The following is a 13,457-nucleotide window of genomic DNA, read 5'->3' on the forward strand; positions in this document are numbered from 1 at the left end:
GAGGGGGAGATCAGTAGGTCTCTACGTGCACGCTGGTCTCGCTGAGCGCCTGTACGACGAAGATCTGGGCGCCGATCGGGATCGGCTGGTCGGCGCGGGCGCTGAGCTTGACCGGTTGGCCGGCGAGGCGAACGCGGACCTCGCCGTACCCGTTGGCCGGCACCGGGGTGACGACCAGGCCGAGCGCGCCGACCAGGTCGTCGCGGGTGGGGGTGGGGTCGGTGCGCATGTTCCGCGCCGCCCGGCTCAGCCGGGACGCCAACCAGCCGATGGGCACGGCTGCGAGCACGCCGCCGGCCACCGCCCCGACGACCATGCCAGGTGTACGCGCACCGAGCAGCTCGTTGACGATGGCCGCGCCGAACCCGAAAGCCCCGGCGAAGCCGGCGACCGTCTCGACCGAGATCGGCCCGTCCACGTCGGCGTGCCCGAAGTGGAGCAGCTCGGTGCCGAGCAGCGCGAGCGCGAGCACGCCGATGCCCGCCCCGCCGATGATCAGAAAGATGAGCGTCCCCGTTGCCACGACCTTGACGGTATCGACGCCGTGCAACGCCGAACGGCCTGACAGGACGCGAAGGTGATCTACCGGTGCGGGTCGGGAGTGGCGCTCGGTCCGACGCCGGAGGCCGGGCCGGCGAGATGGTCCGCGTCGGGGAGAATAGGTGGATGCGCTGGGCCGTGCTCGACTCGCCGATCGGTGAGTTCTCCGTGGCCACCGACGGCACGAGCGTCTGCGGTGCCCACTTCGGCCGGCTCGATGCGGCCACCGACGAGCCCGATGACGCGCTGTCCCGGCAGGCCGTCGACGAGCTGCGGGCGTACTTCGCCGGTGAGCTGACCACGTTCACCGTTTCGGTGTCGGTGCCCCGCGGCTCCGACTTCGAGCGCTCCGTGTGGCGGGAGATGACGCGGATCCCGTACGGGGAGACGCTGACGTACGGCGAGGTGGCGCGCCTGGTGGGCGACCCTGGGGCGGCACGGGCGGTGGGAGTGGCCTGCAACCGCAACCCGGTCCCGGTGATCGTGCCGTGTCACCGGATCGTCGGGGCGGGCGGCAAGCTGGTCGGCTTCGGCGGAGGCCTGCCGCGCAAGATCAAGCTGCTGGAGTTGGAGGCCGCTGTCGCGCTGCGACACGCGTGGTCCTGACCAGCGACCGCTGCCGTACGCCTGGCCGACGCGCCAGAGACGAACACGTGACGATCGCTATACATTTCGACCCTTTGTCGCCGTACCTCGGTCTCTGCATCTGCGTTGGTCGAAACGCGAACGTGCTGGCTGCGGAGATGGAGGAAAGAGGTGGTGTCGAGTCTGGTTGACGTACCCCCGGAAGAGTTATACAAAAACGGTATGGCCTTCACCCTGACGCTCAAGCCCGAGGTCGAGCAGCGCCTTCGGGAGCTGGCCGAGGCGGAACACCGTTCGATGCACAAGACCGTCGAGGTGGCGATCCAGGAATACCTCGAGCGTCAGGAGCGCAACGAGTGGACCCGCCAGGCCGCCCGGCGGGTCCTGGAGGAAGACGCCGAGTTCTTCGAGATGTTGGGGGACCGGTGAATCAACCGTGGCCCGAGCCGGAAGACCTGTTGATCCTCTTGTCCGAGCACACGGGCCAGCACAGCCGGGTCAGGGACGGCGGCATCCTCGTCGCAGCGGCGGCCCGCCCACACGCCCGGATGCTGGGGCGGGCCGTCTACCCGACCGTGCTGGAGAGGGCGGCGGCGTTGATGCACGGATTGATGATCTGGCGGCCGCTCGACATGTGGAACGCCGGCCTCGCCTGGGCAGCGATGCGGATCTTCCTGGTCCGTTGCGGGGTGGTGCTGCACATGCCGGCCAAGGAGCGGATGGCGCTCACCGACGCGTTGGCCAGTGGTGAGATCGATTCGGTTGACGAGTTGGCGTTGCGGCTGTCGCCGTACCTGGAGATGTCGAGCTGAACGTAGCGAAGGGCCGGGTCCGCACGGACCCGGCCCTTCCACGTGCGTGATGATTCAGCGCGTCAGCGCGTGACCTCACCGGCGATGAACTCCTCGACGGCCTGGTGGGCGTCGTGGTCGGCGTACTGCACCGGCGGAGACTTCATGAAGTACGACGAGGCCGACAGGATCGGGCCGCCGATCTTCCGGTCCAGGGCGATCTTCGCGGCCCGGACCGCGTCGATGATGACGCCGGCCGAGTTCGGAGAGTCCCACACCTCGAGCTTGAGCTCGGCGTTGAGGGGGGTGTCACCGAACGAGCGGCCCTCCAGGCGGATGTACGCCCACTTGCGGTCGTCCAGCCACGGCACGTGGTCCGACGGGCCGATGTGCACGTCGCTCTTGCTCATCTCGTGCGGGATCTGCGAGGTGACCGACTGGGTCTTCGAGATCTTCTTCGAGACCAGGCGCTTACGCTCCAGCATGTTCATGAAGTCCATGTTGCCGCCGAAGTTGAGCTGGTACGTGCGCAGCAGCTCGACGCCGCGGTCCTCGAAGAGCTTCGCGAGGGCGCGGTGCACGATGGTGGCGCCGACCTGGCTCTTGATGTCGTCACCGACGATCGGCAGGCCCGCGTCCTCGAACTTCTTCGCCCACTCGGGGTTGGAGGCGATGAAGACCGGCAGGGCGTTCACGAACGCGCAGCCGGCGTCGATCGCGGCCTGGGCGTAGAACTTGGCGGCCTGCTCGGAACCGACCGGCAGGTAGCAGACGACGACGTCGACCTGCGCGTCGCGCAGCGTCTGCGCAACGTCGACCGGGGTGGCGTCGGACTCTTCGACGATCTCGCGGTAGTACTCACCCAGACCATCGAAGGTCGGGCCGCGCTGCACGGACACGCCGGTCGGCGGCACGTCGCAGAGCTTGATGGTGTTGTTCTCGCTGGCGACGATCGCCTCCGAGAGGTCCATGCCGACCTTCTTGGCGTCCACGTCGAACGCCGCGACGAACTCCACGTCAGAGACGTGGTACTCGCCGAAGGCGACGTGCATCAGACCCGGGACGCGGTCGTTCGGGTCGGCGTTCCGGTAGTACTCGACGCCCTGAACCAGGGACGAGGCGCAGTTACCCACACCGACGATGGCGACGCGGACGGAGCCCATAGCGTCTGCCTCCTTCTTTTCTGTCACGGCCGCTCATTCCTGGTCTCTCCAGGCGGAGGCGGGCTGTTGTCTTCTCGTCGGCCGCCGGCTGTCCCTATGTTCGGGACCGTCGGGGCTCGGCCGGAGCGCTCGTTGGCGATGAGCTCCTCCAGCCAGCGGACCTCGCGCTCACAGGCGTCAAGGCCGTGGCGCTGCAGTTCCAAGGTGTAAGCGTCGAGGCGCTCGGCCGCTCGGCCAAGCACGTCGCGAAGCCCTTCGCGACGCTCCTCGATCTTGCGGCGGCGACCCTCCAGAATGCGCAGTCGGGTCGCCTGGTCGGTCCGGGCGAAGAACGCGAAGTGCACCCCGAAGCCCGTGTCGTCATACGTCTCGGGCCCGGCCTGTGCGATCAGCTGGCCGAAGCGTTCCTTGCCTTCCGCGGTGATTTTGTAGACCACCCGACCTCGTCGGCTGGTCAGCGCGGGAACCTCCTCGGCGGTGACGGGTGTCTCAGCAGCTTCGGTGATCCATCCCGCCGCCTGCAGCCTGCGTAGCGTGGGATAGAGCGAGCCGTAGCTGATCGCCGCCCGGATCGCGCCGAGTTTGGCGGTCAGCTCCTTGCGCAGCTCATAGCCGTGCATCGGAGACTCCTGCAGGAGGCCGAGGATGGCGAACTCAAGCACTGGCCACCCTCTCTTTACCCTCCGGCGTGGAGTGGTAACCGCCGCGATGTATCGGACCGATACATCGCACGTTAGCGGGTCGCGTGGGTCAGGGCAAACCCCCGTTCCGAGATGTCGTCGTCACGGATTGTGAGCGTGGTCGCCTGCTCGGGTCGGACCGCGTACCCTTCTCCGCATGCGTACGCAGCGCCAGGTCGTCGACTACTCGCTTCAGAAGCGAGCAGTGCTGCGTGAGCTCCTGGCCGGTCGGGTCGGCACGTACGACGTCTGCGACGCGTCGCCGTACCTGAAGAACGCCGCTCGGTTCCACGGAGAGCCGACGGACCGGCGCTGCCCGATCTGCCGCAGCGAAAACCTGACGCTGGTCCACTACATTTACGGTGACGAACTCAAGCAGTCCGCCGGCCAGGCTCGGACACTTGCCGAGTTGCCCGTGCTGGCGATGACGCTGCGTGAGTTCCAGGTCTTCGTCGTGGAGGTGTGCCTCGGTTGTGACTGGAACCATCTCGTCGAGCAGTACCTGCTCGGCCGGGACGGTCTGACCGGCGACAGCGACGGCACGAGCGAACAGGACGCGGCGGGCGCCGAAGGCGCCGGTCGGCGGAGGCGAGAGGCGCAACGGTGACATCAGCTGGTTGGACCGGCCCCGGAGTGGCAGACGAAACCCGGGACGGCCGACCGCTTGTTCGCCCGATTGGCCCGATTGATACGGCAATGACCCCGGTCGGCCGGCACCCCCGTGCCGGCGTCCCGGGTGAAGCAACTCACGGCAACCCGGTGGCGGCGCAGCCGCGCCCCACCGCGACCGGCAGGGTGTGAGGAATGAACTCGTACGGTGATCCCAGTTCTGCGCGCGGGCGGGCCCAGTACTCGGGTCCGGACGGTGACCCCGGACCGGGCGCGGACGACGCGTACCGCCGGCCCGGCGGTGACTCCGGCGCGGCAACCCCGGGCCGCGCCTCGGTGACGCCCCGGGCTGCCGGTGGCCGCGCCACGGTCGGTGGCTCCGCCTCGGTGCCGCCGCGTGGCAGCGCGGCCGCCGGGTCCGCGTCGGTGGGTTCGGCAGCGACCGGCCGGGCCGGTCGGGCCTCGGTGCCGGTGTCGCCGGCACCGGGTGCGGCAGCTGGCCGCGCCGGCGCCGGTCGGGCCTCGGTGCCCGTCTCCCCGGCGCCGGGCGCGCCCGCAGGTCGGGCCGCGGTCGGTGCCGCCTCCGTCGGTGCGGCCTCGGTCGGCACCGCCTCGGCGGGCCGGGCCAGCGTCGGGTCCGCGTCGGTCGGTGGCCGTGCGGCGGTCGCGCGCGCGAGCGTCTCACCGGTCTCCGGTGGGCCGGGCGGCCCTGGGGGTCCCGGTGGGCCGGGCGGCCCGGGTGGTCCCGGTCGGGGCGGCCGTGGTCCGGGCGACTCGGGCGCCGCGGCGCGGGCGAAGAAGCGCAAGCGGATGAACCTGCTGATCGCCGGGTTCGCCGTCTTCGTCATGCTCGCCGGCATCGGCGTGGTCGGGTTCACCTACTACTCGACGAACGTGGTGCTTCCGGACGAGATCACTCCGCCGCAGGCGACCACGCTGTACGCCTTCGACAACAAGACGATCATCGCGAAGGTGGGCGATCAGAACCGGACCCTGGTCACCATCGACCAGATCCCGGACCACGTGCAGAAGGCGGTGGCCGCCGCCGAGGACCGGAACTTCTACCGACACTCGGGTGTGGACTACAAGGGCATCGCCCGGGCCGGCTGGAACAACCTCTCCGGCGGCGACAAGCAGGGTGCCTCCACCATCACCCAGCAGTACGCGCGCAACGCCTACGACAACCTGAAGGACGACACGTACGCCCGGAAGGTGAAGGAGGCGATCTTCGCCTCCAAGCTCAACGACGAGTACACGAAGCCGCAGATCATGCAGCACTACCTCAACGTGATCTACTTCGGCCGGGGCGCCTACGGCATCGAGGCCGCTGCGCAGACCTACTTCGGCAAGCCGGTGGGCAAGCTCAACCCGGCCGAGGGTGCCGTCCTCGCGGCTCTGATCAAGCAACCGGAACCCAGCTCCACCCACCAGGGGTACGACCCGGCCATCAACCCGACCGCCGCACAGGATCGCTGGAACTACGTGATCGACGGCATGGTCAAGGAGGGCTGGCTGGGTGTGCCCGGCATGGAGCCGCGTCCTGCCGAGTACCCGCTGAAAGCCATCAAGGCCCCGAAGAAGGGCGGCATCGGCGTCGACTTCGGCGTCGACACCCCGTACGGCAACGTCATCAACTACGTCCGGCAGGAGATGCGGGACAGGGGCATCTGTGTCGAGAAGGACACGGAGGTGACGGATACCAAGCCGTCGTGCTCCCAGGCGCTGATGTCCGGCGGTTACCGGATCCGCACCACAATGGACACCAAGATGCAGGCGGCGGCGGTCGCGACGGCCCAGCGCAAGTCCAAGGGCTCCGAGGTGGCCGGTCAGCCAAGCAACATCATGGCCGCGGTGGTGTCGATCGATCCCACAAATGGTCGGGTGGTCGCGTACTACGGCGGTGACAACGGCACCGGCACCGACTACGCCGGTAAGAACACCGACTCCACCGGGGCGATCAGCGGCGGTCACTCACCCGGTTCAAGCTTCAAGATCTACACTCTGGCGGCCGCGCTCAAGGAGAAGAAGGCGCTCGAGTCTCGCTGGAAGGGCAAGGCCTTCAAGCCGGAGGGCACCGAGTTCAAGGTCAGCAACGCGGGCGACGACAACCCGGACTGCGGCAACTCCTGCACACTGCGGGTGTCCACGCTCAAGTCCCTGAACGTGCCGTTCTACTACGTCACCGAGGACATCGGCGCGGACAAGGTCGTGGACATGGCCAAGCAGGCCGGCGTCACCACCATGTGGCGCACCGACACCAACCCGGCCAAGGCCTACGACCTGACGAAGAGCAACCCGAAGGACATCACGCCGGAGCCGTTCTTCAATGTGGTCGGCTACGGCCAGTATCCGATCACGGTGCTGGACCACGCCAACGGCGTTGCCACCTTCGCCAACGGGGGCGTCTACAACAAGGCGCACTTCCTCTACTCGGTGGAGAAGCAGAACCCGAACACAGGTAAGTGGGACAAGGTCTACAGCGAGAAGCTCGACTCGAAGCGGAGAATCGAGAGGAGCGTCGTGGACGACGTGACGTCCGTGCTGAAGGACTACCCGGCCGCCGTCAACCACCGGCTCGATGACGGTCGCAAGGCGGCCTCCAAGACCGGCACCTGGGAACTCAAGGGTGGCAGCGAGGACAACGGCGACGCCTGGATGATCGGTTACACGCCGCAGCTGGCCACCGCGGTGTGGGTGGGCAACGTGGGGAACCGGAAGCCGCTTATCCTCAAGGACAAGCGCAAGGTCAGTGGTGGCAACCTCCCGGGCGACATCTGGGAGCGGTTCATGAACGAGGCGTTGAAGGGCAAACCGAAGGTGGACTTCCCGCCGGCGGCGAACATCGGCGACAAGGACTCCGGAAACGGCGAAGCGCCGCCGCCCCCGCCGCCCCCGCCGAACCCGGGGGGTCAGCCCGGCCAGGGACAACCCTGTAACCCGCTGATCGACATCCTCTGCAACCCCGGCGGCAACAACCCCGGCGGCGGAAACCCTGGTGGCAACCCCGGCGGAAACCCTGGTGGCAACCCCGGCGGAAACCCTGGCGGCAATCCGGGCGGCGGCACAGGTGGTGGTGGCGGCGGGCTGTTGCCCAGCCTGCCACCCAACCGGGACTGACCCGCACCAGCACACGACGCCGCCGCCGGCCGGACGACACGTCCCGGCCGGCGGCGGCGTTTTCGTACCCGGAACTCCACGCCGGGACGGGACGGGCACCCCTCTCGTACGGCAGGATGCCTCTTCATGAGCACCCAGTCGACGCCCGGCATCGACGACGCCGGAACCACCGATCACCCGTCCCGCTCCGACGGGTTCGTCCGCGGCATCTCCAGCGTCATCGGCGGGCCGCTCGGCGACCACGCGACAACGCTGAACCGGCCGGCCGGTCGGGAGCATCGCTTCTGGACGGCCGCGCGGATCGTGCTGGCGCTGGTGTGCCTCACGTTCGCGCTGCACTGGGTGCAGAAATCGCCCTGCCAGAACGGCGCCTGGCAGGACAACGTCCAGTACACCCGGTTCTGCTACACCGACGTCCTCGCCCTCTACTACGCCGAAGGGCTCAACGAGGGCAAGGTGCCCTACCGCGACCACCCGGTCGAGTACCCGGTGCTGACCGGCTACTTCATGGGGGCGCTGGGTCTGCCGGTGCACGCCATCGGTGACGGCGACCCGAGCATCAACCAGGGCCAGTGGTTCTACAACCTCAACGCGCTGGTGCTGGGCGCGCTCGCGGTGGCCACGGTGGCGGTGATCCTGTCGTTGCGCCGACGACGACCCTGGGATGCGGCGATGTTCGCACTCGCCCCGGCTCTGGTGCTCACCGCCACCGTCAACTGGGACCTGCTCGCCATCGGGCTGGCAGCCTTCGGCCTGCTGGCCTGGGCCCGAAAACGACCGGCAGTGGCCGGCGTGCTGCTCGGGTTGGCCGGCGCGGCGAAGCTCTGGCCGCTGTTCCTGCTCGGGCCGATCCTCATCCTGGCGCTACGGGCGGACCGGGTTCGGGCCGCGCTGATCGCCATCGGGACGGCTGTCGCGGCGGTGGTCCTGGTGAACCTGCCGGCCGCCCGCGCGTACCCGGAGAACTGGGACCGGTTCTTCGAGCTGAACACCACCCGGCCCATCGACTGGGGCACGCTCTGGTACATCGGGCGCTACCTGGACGGCAAGGTCGGCAACGACCCCGCCAATCTCGGCCCGTTCGAGTGGCTCAACGCCAACATCCCGACTCTCAACACCCTCTCGTACGCGCTGTTCGGCCTGGCCTGCCTCGGCATCGCCGTGCTGGCGCTGCGGGCACCGCGCCGGCCCCGGCTGGGTCAGCTCGCCTTCCTGGTGGTCGCCGCGTTCCTGATCTTCAGCAAGGTCTGGTCGCAGCAGTTCGTGCTCTGGCTGCTCCCGCTGGTGGTGCTCGCCCGGCCGAAGTGGGGCGCGTTCCTGGCCTGGCAGATCGCCGAGGTCTGCTACTTCGTCGCCTTCTACGGGGAACTGCTCGGTGCGGCCACCAGCAAGCCCGTCTTCCCGGAGGGGGTGTTCGTGCTGGCCTCGACGTTGCGGCTGGCCACTGTGGTGGTGCTCTGCGTGTTCGTCGTCAGGGAGATCCTGCACCCTGAGCAGGACGCGGTGCGGGCCACCTACCCGGACGACCCGGACGGCGGCGTTCTCGACGGCGCCCCGGACGCCCCCTGGACAGACCGCTGGCGACTTCGACAAGCTGCGCCAGTCGAAGCGGCGACGGCTCTGGGCCGGACGCGGTAGACACTATCGGTGGCCGGAGCGCGACGCTCCGGCCACCGATGGTGTTGCCGTCTCAGTGTCAGTAGCGTGCCGTGCAGTAGAGGATGCGGCGGTTGCCGGCCTCGTAGTCCCACTCGGTGTCGTACTGGTAGAAGCAAGCCCGCGCCGTCAAGCCCTTGTCGTTGACCATGGCCGACCAGGTGCCCGAGGTGGACTTGTCGTCAACGGTCCGACGCAGCGTCCCGTTCGAGTTGTAGCTCTGGACCAGGACACCAGAGAGCCAGCCGAAGCTGTCGGTCTGTCGCGCCCATGCCGTACGGCAGAAGGGGCTGTACCGCAACTCCACGTTCGTCGCACGGTACGGGGTGATGACGTCGATGTAGTTGCACCTCATGACCTTCCCGTCGACCGTCGCGAAGTAGGTGTCGGGGTCCTTGCCGTCGCAGACCGAGCCACACCCTGACGTGGCGGCCATCGCCGGGGCCTGGAAACCGATGATCATCGCGATGCCCATGGCCAGCACCAGCAGGAGTCGGGATTGCCACGGGCGGCGGCCTGGCTGAGACACCTCTGTGTTCGTCATCTGTCTCCTTGTCGAACGGTCGACCGACCGAGGGGTCGGCGTGAACCGGCTGAGCCAGTGACGGTAGGCAGTGAGGCCATCAAACGCGCATCATGTCGCCACGCCGCCGGTGGTCGATCGCGGTTCACGATGACGCCGGGTGCGCGTGCGCTGCCCAACATGGCGGCCCGAAGCCCCATGGACGGGCGGATGAGTGCACGGTGGGCCGACGGTGGAGCCCTGATGTCCGGTTGCTGGATCCTCCGGCCGTCCGCAATCAGCCGGAGTGGTCCTCGCGTCGAGGGGCCCGAGCAGAGCCAGGGGGTCCTGGATGACCGACGAGATGGTGCTCAAGGCGCAGCGATGGGTGAACGCCACCTATGCCGCCGTGCCGGGTTACAACAAGTGCACCGAGAACGGCCGGACCGGATGGCAGACCATCTACTCGCTGACCAGGGCGCTGCAACATGAGCTCGGCATCGCCGCGCTGTCGGACAGTTTCGGCCCGACGACACTGTCCCGACTGATCGCATACGGCACCGTGGGCCAGAACTCCGGAAACATGAACATGCGGACCATCGCCGAGGCCGCCCTCTACTGCAAGGGGTACAGCGGCGGCCAGATCGACGGCACCTTCGCGCTCGACACCCAGTCCGGGCTCGCTGCTGTGGTCCGTGACATGGGTCTTCCAGTGCCGCAACTACCGTTGATGCTCAACGGCGTGGAGCCGAAGGTGTTCAAGGCGTTGCTGACCATGGATGCCTATGTCCTGGTCAACAACGGAAGCACTGCTATCCAGGAGTGTCAGCGATGGCTCAACGGTGCCTACATCGGGCGCGGGCAGTTCTTCGTCGGCCCCTGCGACGGGCACTTCTCGCGCAACGTGCAGCAGGCCCTCGTGCTGGCCATTCAGTACCAGTTGGGCATGAGCGACAGCGAGGTCACCGGTTACATCGGCCCAGGGACCCGCAACGGACTGCGGAGCCAGGCGCTGGTGCAGAGCGGTTCCCGGGACAGTGGACCGACTGGCTGGGTGAGGCTCTTCCAGTGCGGCATGGCGTTCAACCGGTACGGCAACCGCTGGGGTGACGGGGGCGGAAGCTTCAATGACGAACTTGCTCGCATCGTTGGTGTCTTCCAACGGTTCTGCATGCTTCCCGAGACAGGGAAGGGCGACTACCAGACCTGGATGTCGCTGTTGGTGTCGACCGGCGATCCCGAACGTAGAGGCACCGCCATCGACTGTATGTATCCGTTGAACAGCACCACGATCCAGACCGTGAAGAATGCGGGCTACAAATATGCCGGCCGGTACCTCACCGGGGGCACGAACAAGGTGCTCACACATTCCGAGATCGCCCTGATCTTCGCCAATGGACTCTCCATCTTCCCCCTCTACCAGGAATGGGGGGACGCCGTCCAGTATTTCGACTACGTCCAGGGTTTCGAAGCCGGAACCGCCGCCTGCACGGCTGCCCGGCGATTCGGCATCCCATACGGCACCGTCATCTACTTCTCCATCGACTTCGATGCGCTCGACGAAGAGATCACCAGCGCCGTGATCCCCCACTTCAAGGGAGTGCGCGACGCCTTCAATGCCGACGGCAACCAGTTCGCCGTCGGCGCCTACGGATGCCGCAACACCTGCCTCCGGCTTGAGGCCGAGGGTCTGACCAGCCGCAGTTTCGTCAGCGGGATGTCCACCGGCTACAGCGGAAACCTGGGCTATCCGCTGCCGGCGAACTGGGCGTTCGACCAGATCAGCAACTTCGTGCTGGGTGCAGGCACCGCCGGAGCGGTGGAGATCGACAACAATATTGTCTCCGGTCGTGACCTCGGCGTGGACAGCGTCACCCGTCCCAGCGATCCGAATGATGGCTTCTACACGATGTTGATCTGGCTGGAGGCGCGGGCCAAGCAGTGGCGCGAGGATCACGGCCACACCGCCCGCTCGGCACCCGAACTGGTTGCTCAGTTCCTACGTATGCGGTCCAACCAGTACGCCTTCACGGGGTCCAACACCGTCTTCGGCGAGCTGGACAGCGGGTTCATCGATTTCGTCCGGAGTTACCCAGGGCGTCCGGACGACCGTCCGCTGCGCGACCCGAAGCACCTGTGGGATCTGGACATCGACCATTTCGGAGCGTCGTTCGGAGCGATCCTCAACCACGACCTGGAGTCGGACCGTACCAAGGTGAACCTCGCCGACTTCGGCTCATGGGGCGGCGACGTTCTCAGCGTGCTCGGCCAGTGGACTCAGAGTGGGCTGCCGGCCGCACAGGCGTACTCCTTCGCGATGAGCCGCATCGCGACGCGGGCGGACAACTCCTTCCTGACCCTCGGTGATCTCTTCGCGGACGTCGACGCCCTCGTGATCGGGCAACAGAGCCGAGCGAACCCCTCGCTGCCGCTGTCCTCCCTGTTTTTCAACTGGTATGCCACCCCCGCAGCCGCAGTGGCCCGCTTCACCACCTACTACTCCCGTCGGTTCAACAGTTCGGCCAGCACCGCCGAGGCGGCGTGCATGAGCATGTTCGGGCTGATCGTCGACACCAGCACCGGGCCGATCCGGGACGCGTTCTGGTTCGAGCAGTTCAGTGACAACTATCTGCACCCGACCCTGGTCCCCGAGGAGGCCCGCCGGGGCACCGCAAAAGCGTTCGTCGACGTCATCAAGCAGTACGCCGGTGTCAGCTGATGCCCCGTCCACCGCTGGTTAAGGAGACCCTGGTGACCATGCCTCAACTATCCCGGCGGCAGGCGCTGACCGTCGCCGGAGTATCGCTCGGTGTGGGCGTCGTCGAACTCGGGATGTCGTCATCCCCGGCCTCGGCCGCCGACCCGACACCGATCCTGGAGCCGGTCGGTGACCAGCCGGTGTCCGTCCTCTCCGGGACCGGCGCCGCCCCCGCCGTGTGCCCCCGCCAACTGGCGGTCAAGGTGATCCGCTCGACGCCACTGCCAGCGGGTAGCCGGATCAGTGTGACGTTCGACCCGCGCCTCTACGCCCCTGCCCAACCGGCGATCGTCACGTTGAACGGGCGAGGTGTGGCCGCTGGCACCACCACGACGACCGACCCCGCGACAGGTCTGCGTTCATGCACTGTCGAACTGACCGAGACCGTACCGTCGGCGGGTGACCTGCTGGTGGTCGTGGGCACCGCGCATCCGCTGTTGTACCCGCGGGACATGGTCCGCACCCCCGCCGACGCCAGCGCGGAAATGCGCAGCGCGAGGGGCGGTCGCTCGCGCCGTAGCCTCCAGCCGAGACGCCCGTCGTCCTTCGGTGGCCCAGCCGCAGCGTGGGGAGTCGAATTGTCAGGCACCTGGGCCCGTAAGACCTGGGGGGATGGCGGTCGATTCCGATACGACTACCCCCTCCAGGTCACCCTCCGTGGTGCCGGGCCGGGGAAGTCGCCCTCATCGTTGCTCTTCGGCATCGCGGTCGACCCTCAGGTGGTGGGTGACATCCAGGTCGCTTCAGCGCGGTTCAACGGCCAGAGCCGTGCCGGTGCCGTACGCCCCGTGTCGACGACCCGCCGTCCTCTGCTGTATCAGGCCACCTGGGCGGCGGCCCTGCGGTTGGGCCCGGACGACGTCCTGGACGTCTCGCTCCGGGTGTCCACGTTGACACCGGTTGGCCCGTTGAGCACGATCAAGTATCCGGTGATCGAGGTGCTCTCGACCACGGGCGCGACGACGCAGCGCCGTACCGGACGGGAGTCGTTGTCACGCTCGGACGCGGTCTGGGAGTGACGCCGTGGGGGACGGGTGGAGGGCCATGACGGGAGGC

13 protein-coding genes are annotated in these 13,457 nt (G+C 67.7%); 8 read left to right on the forward strand and 5 right to left on the reverse strand.

What is annotated here, in order from left to right:
• Window positions 1–10 precede the first annotated feature (10 nt).
• A complete protein-coding gene (locus tag ACFYPG_RS11570; protein ID WP_387351867.1) occupies window positions 11–568 on the reverse strand; it encodes a hypothetical protein in 558 nt (185 codons plus the stop codon).
• Between the two features lie 98 nt (window positions 569–666).
• On the opposite strand from ACFYPG_RS11570, the gene ACFYPG_RS11575 reads away from it, so the two are divergent.
• The 3 genes from ACFYPG_RS11575 to ACFYPG_RS11585 all read left to right on the forward strand — a co-directional run bounded on the left by ACFYPG_RS11575 (window position 667) and on the right by ACFYPG_RS11585 (window position 1,937).
• Window positions 667–1,146, forward strand: a complete 480-nt coding sequence (locus ACFYPG_RS11575; RefSeq protein WP_387351658.1) for a methylated-DNA--[protein]-cysteine S-methyltransferase — start codon at window positions 667–669, stop codon at window positions 1,144–1,146.
• A gap of 201 nt (window positions 1,147–1,347) precedes the next feature.
• Window positions 1,348–1,554: a ribbon-helix-helix protein, CopG family gene (locus ACFYPG_RS11580; protein WP_088987059.1), complete on the forward strand. Its 207-nt coding sequence runs from the start codon at window positions 1,348–1,350 to the stop codon at window positions 1,552–1,554.
• Window positions 1,551–1,937: a hypothetical protein gene (locus ACFYPG_RS11585; RefSeq protein WP_357208243.1), complete on the forward strand. Its 387-nt coding sequence runs from the start codon at window positions 1,551–1,553 to the stop codon at window positions 1,935–1,937. Before ACFYPG_RS11580 ends, ACFYPG_RS11585 begins: the two co-directional genes overlap by 4 nt.
• Before the next feature lie 62 nt (window positions 1,938–1,999).
• Here ACFYPG_RS11585 and ACFYPG_RS11590 read toward each other — a convergent pair whose 3' ends face one another.
• Together ACFYPG_RS11590 and ACFYPG_RS11595 are read right to left on the reverse strand one after the other, a co-directional pair.
• Complete coding sequence (locus ACFYPG_RS11590; RefSeq protein ID WP_355004536.1) at window positions 2,000–3,079, reverse strand: inositol-3-phosphate synthase; 1,080 nt, start codon at window positions 3,077–3,079, stop codon at window positions 2,000–2,002.
• A 23-nt stretch (window positions 3,080–3,102) separates the two neighbouring features.
• A complete protein-coding gene (locus ACFYPG_RS11595; protein ID WP_110564821.1) occupies window positions 3,103–3,741 on the reverse strand; it encodes a PadR family transcriptional regulator in 639 nt (212 codons plus the stop codon).
• A 175-nt stretch (window positions 3,742–3,916) separates the two neighbouring features.
• Between ACFYPG_RS11595 and ACFYPG_RS11600 the strand changes: the two genes are divergently transcribed.
• Window positions 3,917–4,366: a DUF5318 domain-containing protein gene (locus ACFYPG_RS11600; RefSeq protein WP_355004535.1), complete on the forward strand. Its 450-nt coding sequence runs from the start codon at window positions 3,917–3,919 to the stop codon at window positions 4,364–4,366.
• Window positions 4,367–4,505: 139 nt separating this feature from the next.
• Here ACFYPG_RS11600 and ACFYPG_RS11605 read toward each other — a convergent pair whose 3' ends face one another.
• Complete coding sequence (locus ACFYPG_RS11605; RefSeq protein WP_387351661.1) at window positions 4,506–5,216, reverse strand: hypothetical protein; 711 nt, start codon at window positions 5,214–5,216, stop codon at window positions 4,506–4,508.
• Between ACFYPG_RS11605 and ACFYPG_RS11610 the strand changes: the two genes are divergently transcribed.
• Both ACFYPG_RS11610 and ACFYPG_RS11615 read left to right on the forward strand, forming a co-directional pair.
• Window positions 5,179–7,485 carry a transglycosylase domain-containing protein gene (locus tag ACFYPG_RS11610; RefSeq protein ID WP_387351663.1) on the forward strand — a complete coding sequence of 769 codons (2,307 nt, stop codon included), beginning with the start codon at window positions 5,179–5,181 and terminating at the stop codon, window positions 7,483–7,485. The genes ACFYPG_RS11605 and ACFYPG_RS11610 overlap by 38 nt on opposite strands.
• Before the next feature lie 126 nt (window positions 7,486–7,611).
• Window positions 7,612–9,123, forward strand: coding sequence for a glycosyltransferase family 87 protein (locus tag ACFYPG_RS11615; protein ID WP_387351665.1), 1,512 nt, complete (start codon window positions 7,612–7,614; stop codon window positions 9,121–9,123).
• 58 nt (window positions 9,124–9,181) lie between these two features.
• Here the strand turns inward: ACFYPG_RS11615 and ACFYPG_RS11620 are convergent, their stop codons facing one another.
• Complete coding sequence (locus ACFYPG_RS11620; RefSeq protein WP_355004532.1) at window positions 9,182–9,685, reverse strand: DUF2690 domain-containing protein; 504 nt, start codon at window positions 9,683–9,685, stop codon at window positions 9,182–9,184.
• 310 nt (window positions 9,686–9,995) lie between these two features.
• Here ACFYPG_RS11620 and ACFYPG_RS11625 point away from each other — a divergent pair, with 310 nt between their 5' ends.
• Entirely contained in the window at window positions 9,996–12,362 is a 2,367-nt protein-coding gene (locus tag ACFYPG_RS11625) for a glycoside hydrolase domain-containing protein (RefSeq protein ID WP_387351667.1), read from the forward strand.
• A 32-nt stretch (window positions 12,363–12,394) separates the two neighbouring features.
• Window positions 12,395–13,420 (forward strand): hypothetical protein, encoded by a 1,026-nt coding sequence (locus ACFYPG_RS11630; RefSeq protein ID WP_355004530.1) that lies wholly within the window; start codon window positions 12,395–12,397, stop codon window positions 13,418–13,420.
• Window positions 13,421–13,457 lie beyond the last annotated feature (37 nt).

The organism is Micromonospora sp. NPDC005553 (genome assembly GCF_042871765.1).
GTDB lineage: Bacteria > Actinomycetota > Actinomycetes > Mycobacteriales > Micromonosporaceae > Micromonospora.

What these genes read in the sequence shown, in the direction of transcription:
- ACFYPG_RS11575 (WP_387351658.1), top strand. Translation starts at nt 667, where the DNA reads ATGCGCTGGGCCGTGCTCGACTCGCCGATCGGTGAGTTCTCCGTGGCC.
- ACFYPG_RS11580 (WP_088987059.1), top strand. Translation starts at nt 1,348, where the DNA reads ATGGCCTTCACCCTGACGCTCAAGCCCGAGGTCGAGCAGCGCCTTCGG.
- ACFYPG_RS11590 (WP_355004536.1), bottom strand. Translation starts at nt 3,079, where the DNA reads ATGGGCTCCGTCCGCGTCGCCATCGTCGGTGTGGGTAACTGCGCCTCG.
- ACFYPG_RS11600 (WP_355004535.1), top strand. Translation starts at nt 3,917, where the DNA reads ATGCGTACGCAGCGCCAGGTCGTCGACTACTCGCTTCAGAAGCGAGCA.
- ACFYPG_RS11610 (WP_387351663.1), top strand. Translation starts at nt 5,179, where the DNA reads ATGAACCTGCTGATCGCCGGGTTCGCCGTCTTCGTCATGCTCGCCGGC.
- ACFYPG_RS11605 (WP_387351661.1), bottom strand. Translation starts at nt 5,216, where the DNA reads ATGACGAAGACGGCGAACCCGGCGATCAGCAGGTTCATCCGCTTGCGC.
- ACFYPG_RS11615 (WP_387351665.1), top strand. Translation starts at nt 7,612, where the DNA reads ATGAGCACCCAGTCGACGCCCGGCATCGACGACGCCGGAACCACCGAT.
- ACFYPG_RS11620 (WP_355004532.1), bottom strand. Translation starts at nt 9,685, where the DNA reads ATGACGAACACAGAGGTGTCTCAGCCAGGCCGCCGCCCGTGGCAATCC.
- ACFYPG_RS11625 (WP_387351667.1), top strand. Translation starts at nt 9,996, where the DNA reads ATGACCGACGAGATGGTGCTCAAGGCGCAGCGATGGGTGAACGCCACC.